At 71.1% G+C, this 18,175-nt stretch carries 12 protein-coding genes; 9 read left to right on the top strand and 3 right to left on the bottom strand.

Annotated features, from left to right (window positions below):
- Nucleotides 1–112: 112 nt before the first annotated feature.
- Complete coding sequence (locus Psi01_RS09285; RefSeq protein ID WP_204063542.1) at nt 113–442, top strand: DUF2516 family protein; 330 nt, start codon at nt 113–115, stop codon at nt 440–442.
- Between the two features lie 91 nt (nt 443–533).
- On the opposite strand, the gene Psi01_RS09280 is transcribed toward Psi01_RS09285, so the two are convergent.
- Both Psi01_RS09280 and Psi01_RS09275 read right to left on the bottom strand, forming a co-directional pair.
- The gene (locus tag Psi01_RS09280) at nt 534–1,376 is read right to left on the bottom strand and encodes a hypothetical protein (RefSeq protein ID WP_239127362.1); all 843 of its coding nucleotides are present in this window, start codon (nt 1,374–1,376) and stop codon (nt 534–536) included.
- On the bottom strand, nt 1,373–2,161 hold the full coding sequence (locus Psi01_RS09275; RefSeq protein ID WP_204063541.1) for a MerR family transcriptional regulator: 789 nt from the start codon (nt 2,159–2,161) through the stop codon (nt 1,373–1,375). Before Psi01_RS09275 ends, Psi01_RS09280 begins: the two co-directional genes overlap by 4 nt.
- Nucleotides 2,162–2,356: 195 nt before the next feature.
- Between Psi01_RS09275 and Psi01_RS09270 the strand changes: the two genes are divergently transcribed.
- From Psi01_RS09270 to Psi01_RS09260, 3 genes are all read left to right on the top strand, one after another.
- On the top strand, nt 2,357–2,908 hold the full coding sequence (locus Psi01_RS09270) for a GNAT family N-acetyltransferase (RefSeq protein ID WP_204063540.1): 552 nt from the start codon (nt 2,357–2,359) through the stop codon (nt 2,906–2,908).
- Nucleotides 2,909–3,013: 105 nt separating this feature from the next.
- Nucleotides 3,014–4,018 (top strand): LacI family DNA-binding transcriptional regulator, encoded by a 1,005-nt coding sequence (locus tag Psi01_RS09265; RefSeq protein ID WP_204063539.1) that lies wholly within the window; start codon nt 3,014–3,016, stop codon nt 4,016–4,018.
- Nucleotides 4,005–5,495, top strand: a complete 1,491-nt coding sequence (locus Psi01_RS09260; RefSeq protein ID WP_204063538.1) for a serine/threonine-protein kinase — start codon at nt 4,005–4,007, stop codon at nt 5,493–5,495. Before Psi01_RS09265 ends, Psi01_RS09260 begins: the two co-directional genes overlap by 14 nt.
- 49 nt (nt 5,496–5,544) lie before the next feature.
- On the opposite strand, the gene Psi01_RS09255 is transcribed toward Psi01_RS09260, so the two are convergent.
- Complete coding sequence (locus Psi01_RS09255; protein WP_204063537.1) at nt 5,545–5,928, bottom strand: STAS domain-containing protein; 384 nt, start codon at nt 5,926–5,928, stop codon at nt 5,545–5,547.
- A gap of 272 nt (nt 5,929–6,200) precedes the next feature.
- Here Psi01_RS09255 and Psi01_RS09250 point away from each other — a divergent pair, with 272 nt between their 5' ends.
- The 5 genes from Psi01_RS09250 to Psi01_RS09230 all read left to right on the top strand — a co-directional run bounded on the left by Psi01_RS09250 (nt 6,201) and on the right by Psi01_RS09230 (nt 18,089).
- Nucleotides 6,201–8,558, top strand: a complete 2,358-nt coding sequence (locus tag Psi01_RS09250) for a glycoside hydrolase family 6 protein (protein ID WP_204063536.1) — start codon at nt 6,201–6,203, stop codon at nt 8,556–8,558.
- A gap of 511 nt (nt 8,559–9,069) precedes the next feature.
- Nucleotides 9,070–11,919 (top strand): glycoside hydrolase family 48 protein, encoded by a 2,850-nt coding sequence (locus tag Psi01_RS09245; protein ID WP_239127361.1) that lies wholly within the window; start codon nt 9,070–9,072, stop codon nt 11,917–11,919.
- A 127-nt stretch (nt 11,920–12,046) separates the two neighbouring features.
- Nucleotides 12,047–14,575 carry a glycoside hydrolase family 9 protein gene (locus tag Psi01_RS09240; RefSeq protein ID WP_204063534.1) on the top strand — a complete coding sequence of 843 codons (2,529 nt, stop codon included), beginning with the start codon at nt 12,047–12,049 and terminating at the stop codon, nt 14,573–14,575.
- Nucleotides 14,576–14,748: 173 nt separating this feature from the next.
- Entirely contained in the window at nt 14,749–16,314 is a 1,566-nt protein-coding gene (locus Psi01_RS09235) for a cellulase family glycosylhydrolase (protein WP_204063533.1), read from the top strand.
- Nucleotides 16,315–16,463: 149 nt separating this feature from the next.
- The gene (locus Psi01_RS09230; protein WP_204063532.1) at nt 16,464–18,089 is read left to right on the top strand and encodes an endo-1,4-beta-xylanase; all 1,626 of its coding nucleotides are present in this window, start codon (nt 16,464–16,466) and stop codon (nt 18,087–18,089) included.
- The last annotated feature ends 86 nt before the right edge of the window (nt 18,090–18,175 follow it).

Here is an 18,175-nt window from a genome sequence, read left to right as displayed (position 1 = left end):
CCGGCCCGCCCCTCCAGCCCGTCCGGCGCAGCCGGATGAGATGCCTTACCTAAGCAAGCGCGACATCGCCTAGGCTGGGAGGTATCGGTAAGGCCAGCGTGTTGGAGTGACGATGTTCCAGATCCACAGCCTGCTGGACCTGATTTTCTGGGTCCTCGCCCTCGGCGCGTTCGCCATGTCGGTCTGGGCGCTCGTGCACGCGCTCCGCACCCCCGCGCGGTCCTTCGCGGTCACCGGCAAGCTGAGCAAGAAACTGTGGATGCTCATCCTGGGGTTCGCCACGCTGTTCGCGTTCGCCGCGGCGGTGGGCTACCTGTACGCGCTGAGCATCTTCACGATCGCGTCGGTGATCGCCTCCGGCATCTACCTGGCGGACGTACGGCCCGCGGTGCGCGAGATCGGCAAGGGCGGCGGCAGCTCGGGTCCCTACGGTCCCTGGTGAGCGACTCCCGGTGAGCGACTCCCGGTGAGCGACTCCCGGTGAGCGGCCCGGCCCCCGGTGAGCGGGGGCCTGCCACCTCCCCGGAGCGCGGTCAGGCGTCGTGGTGCTGCGCCGGCCGCAGGGCGGCCAGGGCCGCGCCCGGCGTGTCGGCGAAGAAGCGGACCACCGTGACCTCGGCCCGGCCGCCGAGGGGACGCACGATCGTGATCGGCTCCTCCAGCTCGACCACCACGTTCGTCTGCGAGGAGACCGCCACCGACAGCCGGCCGTCCTTCACGGCGACCATGCCGGACTCGTTGTAGTTGCGCGACTGCCGTACCGAGGAGATCAGCTCCCGGGGGATGCGCAGGTCGAAGAAGGCTCCGTAGCGCACGCGCAGCTCCCGCGCGGAGACCACGTGGGGCCGGGTGACGCAGGCCGCGCCGACCGCCAGGCCGATGAAGATCGAGTAGACGTCCACCACGAGCACCACCATGCGCAGGCCATCGGGCACCCCCCATGCCCGCAGGAGCACTTCCAGGGCCACCGTCTCCACGACCATCAGGAACAGGATGAACGTCATCATCGTGGCCTGCTCCCGCGAGTACGACACGGCGACCGACCCGGGCGGCACGCCGTCGCGTCGGCGGGCGGCCCACAGCACGAGGCTGACCATTCCCTTGGCGTCGAACGCCATGAGCCTGCGCACCTGCTCCGGCACCAGCCGCCGCACGGTGGCCCGCGCGGCCTCCCCGCGGCCGGCGCCCGCACGGCGCTCGGCCCGGTACAGCCGGCGGGCGGCCACCGCCTCCAGCAGGAGCACCGCCGCGACGGCCGCCTCGGCCACCGCGATCACCGGTGTGGGCAGGGACACCCCCGACACCAGCAGGATCACCAGCAGCAGCTCGACGGGGAGCACGGTGAACGCCGCCGCACGGGCGATCTTGAGTATCACGTTCTCTCCTTCAGTGTGACGACGACCAGCCGGAAGACCTCGGCCTGGGCGGGGGACAGTTCGGCGGACAACGCCTCCAGCCACGCCCCGCCCTCGCCGTCGCCGCGCGATCCCGGCGCGGCCGGGTCCTCGGCGCCCGGCAGGTTCGCGACCATCGCCGCCGCCATCTCGGCGGGCAGGTGGGCGACCAGGTCGGCGGCGACGGCGGGGATCCGGGGGTCGTCGGGGCCGGCGTCGGCGAGCGCGTCGAGCCGCTCGTAGAGGGCGTGGCCCCGGGCCAGGGCCTCGGGCTCGGTGAGCGGGCGCATCAGGTCGATCAGCTCGGCGCGGCCGGCGGGGTCGGCCGCGGTGTCCGCCAGCATCAGCATCTCGCGGTCGAGCCGGGCGAAGGCGGAGTCCGCCGGGGACAGGTCGCGCAGCACCGCCGCCATGTCCGGGGACACCGTCGAGTCGGGATGCAACTCCGTCTCCGCCAGCAGCACGGCCAGGCGGGCCCGTCTGACGCCGATCGCCTCCTGCTGCCGGGCCAGGTCGGCGTCCAGCTCGACGAGCACCTCGCGCAGTTCCCTGCCGCGGTCGTCGGCCAGCACGTCGCGGATCTCGTCCAGGGACAGGCCCACCTCGGCCAGCCGGCGCACCCGTGCCAGGGCGACCGCGTCGCGCAGCCGGTACTCCCGGTATCCGTTGGCCAGCCGTACGGGCTCGGGAAGAAGGCCCAGGTGGTGATAGTGGCGCACGGTACGGGTGGAGACCCCGACCAGCGCCGCGAGTTCGCCGATCCGCATGTCTTCATTAGAAACGTTGACGTTACGTCAAGGTCAAACCGACGTCCCAGCTCACGGCCGGGTCGGCCCGCCCCGAACGGAGGTCCGGACCCGGGGCGCCGGTTCGGGGGCCGACCGGACGCGCCGAATCCCGGTTGTCAACAGGTCCGAAACAAGTTGCCCGCATCGGCCGCGAGCCGCTAGACACGCGGGGTGATGTTCGCGAACAAGCCCACTCTTCACGGGGAGCGCGTGACGCTCCGGCCCGTCGGCCCCGAGCACGTCGACGGCCTCTGGGAGCTCGTCAACGACCCGGAGACCGCGCGGCTGACCGGCTCCCACGGGAAGGTCGACTACCGGTCCACCGCGGCCTGGTACGGCTCCCGCGGCGAACACGACGACCGGCTGGACCTGGCGATCTGCACCGCCGATGACGACGCCTACGTCGGCGAGGTCGTGCTCAACGAGCTGGACACCGGCAACCTCTCGTGCAACCTGCGGATCGCGCTGTCCGGCCCGCGGGTGTTCGGCAAGGGGTACGGCACGGAGGCGATCCGGCTCGTGCTCGACCACGCCTTCGCCACCACGGACCTGCACCGCATCGAGCTGGAGGTCTACGCGTTCAACGAGCGGGCAGCCCATGTCTACCGTAAGGTCGGCTTCGTCCAGGAGGGAGTGCGGCGAGATGCGTTGTTATGGGACGGCGAATGGCATGATGCGATCATCATGGCAGTCCTCGCCCCTGACTGGAGGGTCAAGTCAATCTGACAGACATCCAGTGATTTTTCGGAAACATCTGTTGACCTCTCCGAAACAATGCTACGTTCTCTGGGAGCGCTCCCACCTGCACGGCATTTAGGTGTGGAGGAAGTTATGCCCGACGTGCCCACCCTCGCCCAGGTCGCTGCTGAAGCGGGTGTGTCCCCCGCGACGGCGTCCAGGGTCCTTACCGGTTCTGTCAGAGTCAGCACCTCGACCCGCAGGCAGGTTCACGACGCGATCTCCAGGCTCGGTTACGTACGGCACCGCGCTCCCCGGGGCGGAACGGGACGCCGCTGCGACCTGACCGTCGCAGTGGTCGTCTGCGAGCCGTCGCAGCGGCTTTTCACCGAGCCCTTCTACGCCAGGATGATCACTACAGCGGAGGAGGTCCTCACCGCCCACGGCATCCCGCTCACGGTGATGACGGCCAGCTCCGCCACCTCCACCATCGCCACCCCGCAGCTGGTCGCCGGGGGCGTCGACGGCATCCTGCTGATCGGCGCGCGGGAGCGGCACCCGCTCGTGGTGACGCTGGCGGCCTCGGGCATCCCGGTGCGCAGCGCCGGCCGCCTGCCCGACGGCGTCGACATGCCCTACGTGGACATGGACAACCACGACGGGGGCCGGCAGGCCGCCGAGCACCTGCTCCTGGGCGGCCGGCGGGCCATCGCGGCCATCGCCGGGCCGCCGGGACTGCCCGCGGCGCGGGACCGGCTCGACGGCTTCACCCGGACGCTCTCCCTGGCCGGGATGCCCGCCATCCCCGTGGCCTACGGCGACTTCACCCACTCGTCGGGGGTGCACGCCGCCCAGTGGCTGCTGCGCAGGATGCCGCACCTCGACGCGATCTTCGCCGCCTCCGACGTGATGGCTGCGGCGGCCGTGCAGACCCTGCGCCGGGCCGGGCGCCGGGTGCCCGACGACGTGGCCGTGATCGGCTTCGACGACGCCCCCATCGCCCGGCGCACCTCCCCCACCCTGACCACCGTCCGCCAGCCCGTGGAGGAGTTCGCCGCGACCGCCACCCGGCTGCTGCTGCGGTCGATGGGCTCCTCCGACCCCGTCCGCGACAACCCGACGCTGCCGACGGAGCTGGTGGTCCGTGAGTCGGCCTGAGTCCGGCGGCCTGCGCGCGGGCGACGTGCTCGCGCGCAGGTATCTGCTGATGGAGCCCATCGGCAGGGGCGGCATGAGCGTCATCTGGCGCACCTTCGACCAGTCCCTGCAGCGCATGGTCGCGGTGAAGATCCTGGACGGCGACTTCGGCGCGGACCGGGAGCTCATCCGGCGCGAGGCCCGCGCCACCGCGCGCCTCATCCACCCCGACGCGATCGAGGTCTACGACTACGGGGAGACGGTCACCGCCCAGGGCCGCCTGGCCGCGTACGTGGTGATGCGCCTGCTGGAGGGACGCCCGCTGTCCGACCGGCTCGCCGAGGGCCCGCTGCCGTGGGCGGAGGCGGTGACGGTGGCCGGGAAGCTGGCCACCGTCCTGGCCGCCGCCCACGAGCGGGGCATCGTCCACCGCGACGTCACCGCCGAGAACGTGATGCTGACCGCCGACGGCGCCAAGCTGCTCGACTTCGGCATCGCGGCCTTCATCGGCGAGGAGGGCGACGACCGCGCCTCCGAGTACGGCACGCCGCCCTACGTGGCGCCCGAGCGCCTGACCGGCACGGCCGCCGACCCGGCCGGCGACGTCTACGCGCTGGGCGTGCTGCTGTTCGAGATGCTCACCGGCGGCACGCCGTACCCGGAGCGGACCTGGGAGGAGATAGAGCAGGCCCGGCGCGACCGGCCTCCGCCCGAGCCGCACGTCCCGGGGCTGCCGCCCGAGGTCGCCGCGCTGTGCCGGCGCTGCCTGTCGCACGAGCCGCGGCTGCGGCCGGACGCCCGGCAGGTGGCCGCCATCCTGACGGCGGCGCCGACCGCGGGCCGGTCGTCGCCGCCGCGCAGGGCGGCGGCCGTGACGGTCGCGGCGGTCGCGGTGCTGACCGCGGGGGCGCTCACGTGGGCCCAGCTCACCGGCGTCTTCGACCCGCGTCCCGGCACCGGCCTCGCCATCGGGACGCCCTCGGTCCCCGTCCCCGTGACTGTGGAACCCTCGGTCTCGACGCTCGTGACGGCGGAGCCCTCACCCTCCGGCGCCCGCTCGCCGGGGCCGCGGACCGACGCCGATCCCGCCGATCCCGCCGATCCCGTCGGCCCCACTGATCCCGTCGGCCCCACCGCGTCCGTCGGCGAGCCGGACGACGAGCCCGCTGACGAGGTCGCGGACAGTCCCGCCAAGAAGACGGCCACCCCGATGCTCATGGTGGAGGCCACCCACCCGTCCTCGCCCGCGCTCGCGCTCGGCCCGAGCGTGCGGCGCTTCAACGCCCTGCTCGCCCGGGGCGAGAACACCGGCGCGATCCGTCCGGACGTGGCGCTGGACCTGCGGCAGGTGCTGTCCAACAGCGTCTGCTGCGGCCGGGACCTCTCACAGGTCCGCGGGAAGATCGCCGATCGTCACCGCGAGGGGGCGATCACCGACGCGTTCCGTGAGGCGCTGAACGACCAGCTCGTGGTCGTGGCGCTGGCGATGGCCAGATGAACCGGGGCGGGCCCGGCGGACACCGGGCCCGCCTTCCTCCGCGGGCCGCTCAGGCGACCGTGGGCGGCGGAGCCGGGCCGGTACGGCGCGTGGGGGCGTGGCGCAGGGACTCGGCCACGCTCGGGTCCGTGGGGAAGGCGTCGCCGAGCCGGGTGAGCTCCAGGAGGCGTTCGAGGAACCCCCTGACCCCGGCCAGCCGGAGCCACCCGCCCGCCTCGAAGGTCCGGCGCAGTCCGGACAGCAGCATCCACACCCCGGTGGAGTCGCAGAACTCCAGCTCGGACACGTCGACGATGATGTGGACGTGCCCCTCCGCCAGCAGGTCCGTGAACGTCCGGTCCAGCTCGGGGGTCGAGACCTTGTCCAGGTCACCGGCCACGGAAACGACCACGCACGCGCGGTAGTGCGTGACCTGGATGGACAACTTCGTCATGGTTCGCCTGCCTATGAGCCAGGCCGAAGAACGGCTGTGATGGTGCGACAGGCGCGATGGCCAGTTAAGGTCAACGTACAGGGACGATCAAGAGGACACAGCCCCGGTGTCCCGACAATACGAGGATACTTGCCGCTCGTCGGCGCGCTTACCGCCGGTGGACGCGATCCCCTTCACTGTTGGTCAGGATTTCTGGCGACAAACCGCGCAGATCCCATAAAAGACGCAGGAGTCCCCAGAAAGTAGGATCAGGCCTTTAAGATCATCCGGCTGTGCTCGCGATCCTGCGGCGGGGGCTCGACGGGGGGACGATGGAGGCTCTACGGGACAGCGATCCGCGCCGGGTGGGACCCTACGCCCTCACCGGCCGGCTCGGCCAGGGCGGGATGGGCGTGGTCTACCTCGCCACCGACGAGGCGGGCGCCCGGGTCGCGGTCAAGGTGATCAACTGGCACCTCGCGGGCGATCCGGGCTTCCGCCGCCGCTTCCGTCAGGAGGTCGCCGCCGCGCAGCGGGTCGCCCGGTTCTGCACCGCCCCGGTGCTGGCCGCCGACGTGGACGGGGACCTGGCCTATCTGGTGACGGAGTTCGTGCCGGGCCCCAGCCTGCAGGAGGCCGTGGCGGGCGACGGCCCGCTGACCGGCTCCAGCCTCGACGGGCTGGCGGCCAGCGTCGCGGTCGCCCTGCGGGCCATCCACGGCGCCCGGGTCGTCCACCGTGACCTCAAGCCGTCCAACGTGCTGCTGTCCCCGGTCGGCCCCAAGGTGATCGACTTCGGCGTGGCCCGCCTGGTCGAGGGGCACGGCCAGGCCAGCAGCGCGGTGGTGGGCACCCCCGCCTACATGTCGCCGGAGCAGGTGAGCGGCGGTCCCGTCACCCCGGCCTCGGACGTCTTCGCCTGGGGCGGCGTGGTGACCTTCGCCGCCTGCGGGCGCGGGCCCTTCGACGGCGACTCCGTCCCCGCGATCCTGTACCGGGTGCTGCACGGCGAGCCCGACCTGTCCGGGCTCCGCGGGCTCCGGGGCCCCCTGCTGCCCCTGGTCACCGCCGCCCTCGCCAAGAACCCCGCCGACCGCCCCACCCCGCAGGAACTGCTGGACGCCCTCAGCGCGGCCCCTGCGGGCACGGTCCCGTCTCCGCCCGCGTCCTCCTCGGAAACGCCCCCGTCCTCACCGGGAACCCGGCCGGACGCCCTCCCCGTGGACCCGTCCCCGCCGGGCACGGTCCCGCCCCTGCCCGCGTCCCCGCCGGAGGCCGGGGAGCCGATGTCCGGCGGCGGACCCGGAGGCGGCGGGGAGCCGACGCGTGAGGGCGGCGCCGGGCGGTCGTCCCGCGGGCGGGTGTGGGCGGGCGCGGCGGTCGCCGCGGCCGCCGTCGTGACCGCGGCGGTCGTTGCCCTGCAGCCCGGCATCCTGGGCGGGTCCGCCCGTTCCGCGTCCTCCGGTCCGGGCGCCGCGACCTCCTCAGGACCCGGTACGGCCGCCGCCGGCCGCACGGACGGGCCCGCCACGACCTCGCCGTCCCCGGCGGCCACGGCGACCTCGGAGACCCCGGTCCGGGCCATGAGCGCCTCCGGCCCCAACCCGCTGGACGAGGACGGCCTGCGGCTCTTCACGCCCCCGCAGAGCGACGCCGCCCGGCAGGCGAAGGTCTGGGCCGCCGCGGGGCGCGCCCGGGACGCCGAGCTGCTGGAGGCGCTCGCGGAGGTCCCCCAGGCCGTCTGGCTGAAGGGGCCCTCCGGCGAGAAGGCCCGCCGTACCGTCGCCGCGACCCTGGCGGCGGCCGGGAAGACCGGCTCGGTGCCGGTCTTCGTCACCTACCACCTGCCGTTCAAGGACTGCCGCCCGGTCGGGCCCGTGGGCGGGGCCGCGGGCGACGCCGCCTACCGGTCCTGGATCGACGGGGTCGCCGAGGAGATCGGCGACGCACGGGCCGTGGTGATCCTGGAGCCGAACAGCCTGGTGAAGATTCCCGGCACAGCCGAGTGCGAGCGCGGGGACGCCGCGACCGGGAAGAGCCGCTTCGCCAACCTCTCCCACGCCGTCGAGCGGCTCGGGAGGCTGCCCCGCACCGCCGTCTACCTCGACGGCAACTTCGAGAAGTGGCCCAGCCTGGAGGACATGGGCCACCGGCTGATCAGGGCGGGGATCACCGGGGCCGACGGGTTCTTCCTCAACGCGAGCGGCTACCAGCCCACCGCGGACCTCGTGGAGTACGGCTCCCGCCTGGCCAGGTGCGTGCACGTCCAGGTGACGGCGGGCACGCGGGACTGCGTGGACGCGGAGGTCGCGGCGGCCCCGGACGACCCGGCCGTGCTGCCGCACTTCGTGATCGACACCAGCCGCAACGGGCGGGGCGAGTGGGTGCCGGACAAGGAGTACGTCAAGCCGCAGACCTGGTGCAACCCTCCCGGCCGCGGCGTCGGCCCCCGTCCGACGACGGCCACCGGCGACGAGCTCGTGGACGCCTATCTGTGGATCTCCGTCCCCGGCCAGTCGAACGGGCCGTGCACGCGCGGCACCGACGGCCCGCAGGACCCGGTCTACGGCACGGTACCGCCGGGCGGCGGGCAGTGGTGGGCGGAGATGGCCCTCGAACGCGCCAGGCTCGCCGACCCGCCCCTGCGCTGACGGCGCGGGCCCGGCCCACGGGCGGCGAGACCCGGCCGGGTGGACGGCGAGGGCGCAGGCCGACAGACCGGCGGGAGAGCCGGAAAGCCGCCGGGGAGCCGGGAGAACCGAGGGGAAACCGAGAGGGGCGCCTCCGGACGGAGGCGCCATAGATGATCATGCCCGGAGCACCAAACCAAGCACTTGGCTGAAAGTTTCACGTTCCGGAAACCGGGCCGGACACATCACAGTGGCCTGACCGGCATCGGAGGGAAACCTCGGCGTAACCGGGCCCTCATGCCATTGACATCCCCGCGGCTCCCTCCAGAATCCTCTTTGGGAGCGCTCCCACACACTTTCCCCCTTGCTCGATCCGGCGCGAGGCCGTCACCAGCGGAATCACGGCGGACCCACCCCTGGAGGAACCTCTTCGATGCCTACATCCCCCCATAGAGCGGGAGCGCTCCCACACCCCGGTAAACGGGGTCGGAGACGGGTCGCGACGCTGGCTCTGCTCAGTCTGGCGGTCGGGATGACCGGTGCGCTGACCGCCGCCCCCGCCCACGCGGCCGTCGCGTGCGACGTCGTCTACTCGACCAACGACTGGCAGGGCGGCTTCACCGCCAACATCACGATCAAGAACCTGGGCGATCCGCTGAACGGCTGGACGCTCGGGTTCGACTTCCCGACCACCACGCAGAAGCTGGTCCAGGGCTGGAGTGCGACCTGGTCGCAGACCGGCACCTCCGTCACCGCCAAGAGCATGGACTGGAACGGCAGGCTCGCCACCGGCGCCTCGACCAACATCGGCTTCAACGGCAGTTGGTCGGGGAGCAACCCCAAGCCCACCGCCTTCACGATCAACGGCGTCACCTGCGGCGGTGACCCGGGCAACCAGGCCCCGAGCGTGAAGATCACCAAGCCGGTCGCCGGAGCGACCTTCACCGCCCCCGCCACGGTGGAGATCACCGCCGACGCCTCCGACAGCGACGGCACGGTGTCCAAGGTCGAGTTCTTCAACGGCAGCACGCTGCTGGGAACCGACACCAGCGCGCCGTACTCCTACAACTGGACCGGCGTGGCAGCCGGCGACTACTCGCTCACCGCCAAGGCCACCGACGACAAGGGTCTGGCCAAGACCTCCGAGCCCGTCGGGATCAGCGTGAAGACCGACGCCGCGCCCGCCGTGGTCGTCACCCCGGCCACGCTCGCCGTCCCCGAGGGCGGCGACGCGAACCTGTCGGTCAAGCTCTCCAAGGCCCCGGCGGCGAACGTCACCGTGACCACCGAGCGGAGCAGCGGCGACGCCGACCTGTCGGTGGACACCGGCGCCTCGCTGACCTTCACCCCGGCCAACTGGAACACCGCCCAGACGGTGAAGATCAAGGCCGCCGAGGACACCGACACGACCTCCGGCAGCGCCGAGTTCACCGCCGCCGCCACCGGGCACACCGCCGCCAAGGCCACCGCCACCGAGGTCGACAACGACACTCCCGGCGGCGACAACGAGTACATCAAGCGCTTCACCACGATGTACAACAAGCTCAAGGACCCGGCCAACGGCTACTTCTCCCCCGAGGGCGTGCCGTACCACTCGGTCGAGACGTTCATGGTCGAGGCCCCGGACCACGGGCACGAGACCACCTCCGAGGCCTACAGCTACTACCTGTGGCTGGAGGCGGCCTACGGCAAGGTGACCGGCGACTGGAGCAAGTTCAACAACGCCTGGGCCTCGATGGAGAAGTACATCATCCCGGCCACGGCCGACCAGCCGACGAACTCCTTCTACAACCCGTCCAAGCCCGCGACCTACGCCGGTGAGTGGGACGACATCAAGCAGTACCCGTCCAAGCTGGACGGCGGCGTCAGCGTCGGCGTGGACCCGATCGCCAACGAGCTGAAGACCGCCTACGGCACCAGCGACGTGTACGGCATGCACTGGCTGCTGGACGTCGACAACACCTACGGCTTCGGCCGCTGCGGCGACGGCACGACCAGGCCCGCCTACATCAACACCTACCAGCGCGGTCCCGAGGAGTCGGTCTTCGAGACCATCCCGCAGCCGTCCTGCGACACCTTCAAGCACGGCGGCAAGAACGGGTTCCTGGACCTGTTCACCGGTGACTCCTCCTACGCCAAGCAGTGGAAGTACACCAACGCCCCCGACGCCGACGCCCGCGCCGTCCAGGTGGCCTACTGGGCGCACACCTGGGCCAAGGAGCAGGGCAAGGAGTCGCAGATCTCCGCCACGGTCGCCAAGGCCGCGAAGATGGGCGACTACCTGCGCTACGCGATGTACGACAAGTACTTCAAGAAGCAGGGCTGCACCAGCACCTCCTGCCCGGCCGGCACCGGCAAGGACAGCTCCGCCTACCTGCTGAGCTGGTACTACGCCTGGGGCGGCGCGATCGACACCTCCGCGGGCTGGGCCTGGCGGATCGGCTCCAGCCACAACCACTCCGGCTACCAGAACCCGATGGCCGCCTGGGTGCTGTCCAGCGTGGACGCGCTCAAGCCCAAGGGGGCGACCGCCGTACAGGACTGGAGCACCAGCCTGAAGCGGCAGCTGGAGTTCTACCGCTGGCTGCAGTCGTCCGAGGGCGCCATCGCCGGCGGTGCGACCAACAGCTGGCAGGGCCACTACGCCACGCCGCCGTCGAACCTGCCGACCTTCTACGGCATGGCCTACGACTGGCAGCCCGTCTACCACGACCCGCCGTCGAACCAGTGGTTCGGCTTCCAGGCCTGGTCGATGGAGCGCGTGGCGGAGCTGTACTACGCCACCGGCAACGCCGACGCCAAGGTCGTGCTGGACAAGTGGGTCAAGTGGGCCACCGACAACACCACGGTCAACGCCGACGGGACCTACCAGATCCCCTCGACGCTGGTGTGGACCGGCCAGCCCGACACCTGGAACCCGGCCAACCCCGGCTCCAACTCCGGCCTGCACGTCAGCATCCGCGACTACACCACCGACGTGGGTGTGGCCGGCTCCTACGCCAAGGTGCTGATGTACTACGCGGCCAAGTCGGGCGACACCAAGTCGCGTGACATCGCCAAGGGCCTGCTCGACGGCATGTGGAAGAACAACCAGGACGCCAAGGGTGTCTCGACGCCCGAGACCAAGGCCGACTACAACCGCATCGACGACCCGGTCTACGTCCCCGCCGGCTGGACCGGCAAGATGCCCAACGGCGACGTGATCGACAGCAACTCGACCTTCCTGTCCATCCGCTCCTTCTACAAGAACGACCCGGACTGGCCGAAGGTGGACGCCTACCTGAAGGGCACCGGCCCCGCGCCGACCTTCAACTACCACCGGTTCTGGGCACAGGTCGACGTGGCCGTGGCCCTGGCCGAGTACGGCCGGCTCTTCCCCTGACGAGTCCCGGCCGGTCGTCCTGACCGGCCACCCCGTCGGGAGAAGACCCGAAGACCTCGGGGCGCGGCGGCACCCCTGACCTGCCGCCGCGCCCCGGGCACCATCGTCCCGAGAGGCATCCCCCACGATGAAGAGATCCCTGGCGGTGCTCGCCCTGGCGGCCCTGGCGGCCGTCCCGGTGCCCGCCGTATCGGCCTCCGCCGCCGCGTCCGCGGCGGCGGATTTCAACTACGCCGAGGCGCTGCAGAAGTCCATCTGGTTCTACGAGGCCCAGCAGTCGGGGAAGCTGCCGAGCTGGAACCGCGTCTCCTGGCGCGGCGACTCGGGGCTCGACGACGGCAAGGACGTCGGGCTCGACCTGACCGGCGGCTGGTACGACGCGGGCGACCACGTGAAGTTCGGCCTGCCGATGGCCTTCACCACGACCATGCTGGCCTGGGGCGCGGTGGAGTACCGCGACGCCTACGCCGGCTCCGGGCAGCTGACCCACCTGCTGAACAACCTCAAGTTCGTCAACGACTACTTCATCAAGGCGCACCCCTCACCGAACGTGCTCTACGGGCAGGTCGGCCACGGCGGCCGGGACCACGCCTGGTGGGGTCCGGCCGAGGCGATGGCGATGGACCGGCCCGCGTTCAAGATCGACGCCTCCTGCGGCGGCTCGGACCTGGCCGGCGAGACGGCGGCGGCGATGGCGGCCTCGTCGATCGTCTTCCGCCCGACGAACCCGGCCTACGCCGACACGCTGGTCAAGCACGCGCGGGAGCTGTACACCTTCGCCGACACCGTGCGCAAGAAGTACAGCGAGTGCATCACCGACGCCCAGGGCTACTACAACTCCTGGAGCGGCTACAACGACGAGCTGGTGTGGGGCGCGATCTGGCTGCACCGGGCCACCGGTGAGGCGTCCTACCTGACCAAGGCCGAGTCGTACTACGACAACCTGGGCACCGAGCCGCAGTCCACCACCAGGTCCTACAAGTGGACGATCGCCTGGGACGACAAGTCCTACGGCGCCTACGTGCTGCTGCACAAGCTGACCGGCAAGCAGCGCTATCTCGACGACGCCAACCGGTGGCTGGACTACTGGACGGTCGGGGTCAACGGGCAGCGGATACGCTACTCGCCCGGCGGGCAGGCCGTACTCGACCGGTGGGGATCGCTGCGCTACGCGGCCAACACCTCCTTCGCCGCGCTGGTGCACGCTGACTCGATCGCCGACGCCACCCGTAAGACGAGATATCACGACTTCGCCAAGCGGCAGATCGACTACGCGCTCGGCGACAACCCCCGCAACTCCTCCTACGTGATCGGCTTCGGCGCCAACCCGCCGAAGAACCCGCACCACCGCACCGCGCACGGCTCCTGGACCGACCAGATCACCAACCCGGCCGAGACCCGGCACACCCTGTACGGCGCGCTCGTCGGCGGCCCGCCCGACCCCGACGACAAGTACACCGACAAGCGCGACGACTACGTGATGAACGAGGTCGCCACCGACTACAACGCCGGCTTCACCAGCGCGCTGGCCCGGCTGTACAAGGAGTACGGCGGGACCCCGGCGGCGAACTTCCCCGTCAGGGAGACCCCGGACGGGCCGGAGATCTTCATCGAGGCCGGGGTGAACGCCTCCGGGAACAACTTCACCGAGATCAAGGCGATCGTCCGCAACCAGTCCGCCTGGCCGGCCCGGAACCTGACCGACGGCTCCTTCCGCTACTACTTCACCCTCGACGGCGACACCACCGCGAGCCAGGTCACGGTCTCCTCGGCCTACAACCAGTGCTCGCCCCCGACCGGCCCGACCCTGCTGTCGGGCAAGACCTACTACGTCACGGTCGACTGCTCCAACACCTCGATCTCCCCCGCCGGGCAGTCGCAGCACCGGCGCGAGGTGCAGTTCCGCATCGCCAGCACAGGGACCTGGGACCCGTCCAACGACTGGTCGTACAAGGGCGTGGCCACCACGCCGGGCGCGACCCCGGTGCGGGTGGACAACATCACCGTCTACTCCGGGAGCACGAAGATCTGGGGCAACCCGCCCGGTGACGAGCCGCCGCCCGAGGACGACGAGATCGCGCCCTCCAGGCCCGGCAAGCCCGCCGTGTCCGCGGTCACCGGCAGCTCGGCCAGGCTCACCTGGACGGCCTCGACCGACAACGTCGGGGTGAGCGGCTACGACGTCTACCGCGGCGCCACGAAGGTGGGGACGGCCTCCGGGACCTCCTACGACCTGACCGGCCTGAGCCCCTCGACGGCGTACAGCGTGCACGTGGTGGCCAGGGACGCGGCCGGCAACTCCTCGGAGGCCTCCGAGAGCACGTCCTTCACCACGACCGACGCCCCGGCGGGCGGCTGCACCGCCGCCTACCGGATCGCCAACTCCTGGCAGGGCGCCTTCCAGGCCGAGGTCACCGTGAAGAACGAGAGCGCGGCGGCCATCAGGGGATGGACCGTGACCTGGCGCTTCCCCGACGGCCAGACGATCAGCCAGCTGTGGAACGGCGCGCACACCCAGACGGGCGCGGAGGTGTCCGTCAAGAACGTGGCCTGGAACGGGGCGCTCGCCCCGAACGCGACGGCCTCGTTCGGGTTCACCGCGAGCCAGAACGGCGCCAACGGCGTGCCCACGCCGATCGGCTGCACCGCGAACTGACCCTTACCGATCACCAGCGGCGCGGGCCGGCACCGGCCCTTCCCCCCGCCCGCGGCGCGAGCCGATCGCCCACATCGGCCGCGCCGCGGGCCGACCCCGAACCCCGGCCGGGCGTGGCCGGACCCCTACGCCCGGCCGGCCACCTTCCCCACAGAGGCTCCCAGAGGTAGGTCATGCGAACACGACTCACCATCGCGGCGCTCGCCGCGGCCCTCGTCTCGGTCTTCGCCGCGGCGCCTCCCGCCCACGCCGACACCGGCATCCACGTGAGCGGCGCGGAGATCGTCGAGGCCGACGGCACACCGCTCATCCTGCGCGGCACCTCCCACGCGCACACCTGGTACACCTCCCAGACGGGCTCCTTCGCCGGGATCAAGTCCCTGGGCGCCAACGCCGTGCGCGTGGTGCTCAGCGGCGGCCGGTGGACCCCCAACAACGCCGCCGACGTGGCGAACGTCGTCTCCCTGTGCAAACAGAACAAGCTCATCTGCGTGCTGGAGAACCACGACACCACCGGGTACGGCGAGCAGGCCGGCGCCTACACCCTCGACCAGGCCGTGAACTACTGGGTCAGCGTGAAGAGCGCGCTGGAGGGCCAGGAGGACTACGTCATCATCAACATCGGCAACGAGCCGATCGGCAACAACGCCGTCACCCCGGGCTGGACCGAGGTCACCTCCAACGCGGTCAAGCGCATGCGCGAGGCCGGGTTCGACCACGCGCTCATGGTCGACGCCCCCAACTGGGGCCAGGACTGGCGCTTCACCATGCGTGACAACGCCAAAACCGTCTTCGCCGCCGACCCGGACCGCAACACGATCTTCTCGATCCACATGTACGGCGTGTTCGACACCGCGGCCGAGGTCACCGACTATCTCCAGGCGTTCGAGACCGCCGGCCTCCCGCTGGTCGTCGGCGAGTTCGGGCACAACCACTCCGACGGCGACCCCGACGAGGACACGATCATGTCCCAGGCTCAGGCTCGGGGCCTGGGCTACTTCGGCTGGTCCTGGAGCGGCAACGGCGGCGGCGTCGAGTATCTCGACCAGGTCACCAACTTCAACGTCAACGCGCTGACCTCCTGGGGCCAGCGCCTGTTCAACGGCCCCGACGGCATCGCGCAGACCGCCGTCGAGGCGAAGATCTACGGCGGGGGCGGCACCCCCGACACGCAGAAGCCCACCAGGCCCGGCAAGCCCGCCGTGTCGGCGATCACCTCGACCGGGGCCACCCTGACCTGGACCGCCTCCACCGACGACCGCGGCGTCAGCGGCTACGACGTCTACCGGGGCACCACCAAGCTGGGCTCCTCGGCCACCGGCTCCCTCGCCCTGACCGGCCTCACTCCCGAGACCGCCTACACCGTGCACGTCGTGGCCCGCGACGCCGCCGGGAACGTCTCCGACGCCTCCGAGAGCACGTCGTTCACGACCACCTCGACCCCGCCGAGCGGCTGCACCGCCACCTACAGGCTCGTCAACTCCTGGCAGGGCGGCTTCCAGGGCGAGGTCACCGTCAAGTGCACCTCCGCGGTGACCTCGTGGAAGACCACGCTGACCTACCCCGCCGGGGTGCGGGTCACCCAGAACTGGAGCTCGACCCTGAGCGTCTCCGGCAACGCCTACACCTTCTCCAACGCCGCCTGGAACGGTTCCGTCCCGGCCGGCGGCTCGACCACCTTCGGCTTCATCGGCTCCTGGAACGGCACCGGCACCCCGCCGGCTCCGGTCATCTCCTGACCCTTCCCACAAGGGGGTACGGCCGCCGCGCCGTACCCCCTCCCCCAGACCCGTCTCCGAAACTTTCGCCCAATCTCCTGAAGTTTCAGGCACAGATCAGGCACAGAACAGATCAGGCACAGAACAGATCAGGCACAGAGAGGAACCCCATGTCCGCCATCCGCAGAGCGATCCTGGCCGGGACGCTCGCCGCCCTTCCCGTGGTTGCGGCCGTCCTGCCCGCCACACCGGCCCACGCCTCCGACACCCTGCGCGCGCACGCCGAGGCGCGCGGCAAGTTCATCGGCACCGCCGTGGCGACCTCGCCCCTGGCCAACGAGAGCGCCTACCGCACCATCGCGGCCTCGGAGTTCAACCAGATCACCGCCGAGAACGCGATGAAGTGGGACGCCACCGAGCCCAGCCAGAACCAGTTCAACTTCAGCGGGGCCGACCAGATCATGGCCTTCGCCGAGGCGAACGGCCAGCAGGTGCACGGGCACACGCTGGTCTGGCACAGCCAGACGCCGAGCTGGGTGCAGAACCTCGGCGCCGACGCCATGCGCTCGGCGATGCAGAACCACATCGCCAGGGTCGCCGGGCGCTACGCGAGCAACCCCGTCCTGAAGTCCTGGGACGTGGTGAACGAGGTCTTCGAGGAGAACGGCAGCCTGCGCAACTCGTTCTGGTACCAGAGGCTGGGCGACAGCTACATCGCCGACGCCTTCCGCGCCGCCCGCGCGGCCGACCCGGACGCCAAGCTCTGCATCAACGACTACAACGTCGAGGGCGTCAACGCCAAGAGCACCGCGATGTACAACCTGGTCAGGTCGCTGCGCGCGCAGAACGTGCCGGTCGACTGCGTGGGCATGCAGAGCCACCTGGCGATCCAGTACGGCTTCCCGAACATCCAGGAGAACATGCAGCGCTTCGCCGATCTCGGCGTGGAGGTCAGGGTCACCGAGCTCGACGTCCGGATGCAGACCCCCAGGAACACCACCAAGGACGCCACGCAGGCCACCTACTACTCCAACGTGGTCAAGGCCTGCCTGGCGGTGAGCCGATGCTCCGGCGTCACGATCTGGGGCTTCACCGACAGGCACTCCTGGGTGCCCGACACCTTCCCCGGTGAGGGCGCGGCCCTGATCTACGACGAGAACTACGGCAAGAAGCCGTCGTACACGGCGGTGCACGACGCCCTGGCGGGCGGCGCACCGGACGACACCACCCCGCCGTCCACGCCCGGCAGGCCGGCCGCCTCCGCCGTCACCGCCACCGGGGCCACCCTGACCTGGACCGCCTCCACCGACAACCGCGCCGTCACCGGCTACGACGTCTACCGGGGCACCACCAGGCTGGCATCCTCGGCCACCAACTCCGTCGCCCTGACCGGCCTGACCCCGGAGACTGCCTACACCGTCCACGTCGTCGCCCGCGACGCCGCCGGCAACACCTCCGCGAACTCCGAGACCACCACCTTCACCACCCCGGCGGGACCCGGCGGGACCGGCTGCACCGCCACCTACAGGCTCGTCAACTCCTGGCAGGGCGGCTTCCAGGGCGAAGTCACCGTCAAGTGCGCCAGCGCCGTCACCTCCTGGCGGACCACCCTCACCTATCCCTCGGGAGTGAACATCACCCAGAACTGGAGCTCGACCATGTCGGCCTCGGGCAACGCCTTCACCTTCTCCAACGCCCCCTGGAACGGCACCGTCCCGGCCGGCGGCTCGACCACCTTCGGCTTCATCGGCTCCTGGAACGGCACCGGCACCCCGCCTTCCCCGGCCATCTCCTAGAGCTTCGCGGGGCCTCGCAGAGGCTTTCGGCACGCCGGGGGTGGCGGGTCACCGTACCCGTCACCCCCGGCCCGCGCTCGACAAGG

The sequence above is a fragment of the Paraplanobispora siamensis genome (assembly GCF_016863175.1).
Lineage (GTDB): Bacteria > Actinomycetota > Actinomycetes > Streptosporangiales > Streptosporangiaceae > Planobispora > Planobispora siamensis.
The sequence above is the reverse complement of the archived record's forward strand: the minus strand, read 5'-3'. Positions and strand labels throughout refer to the sequence as shown.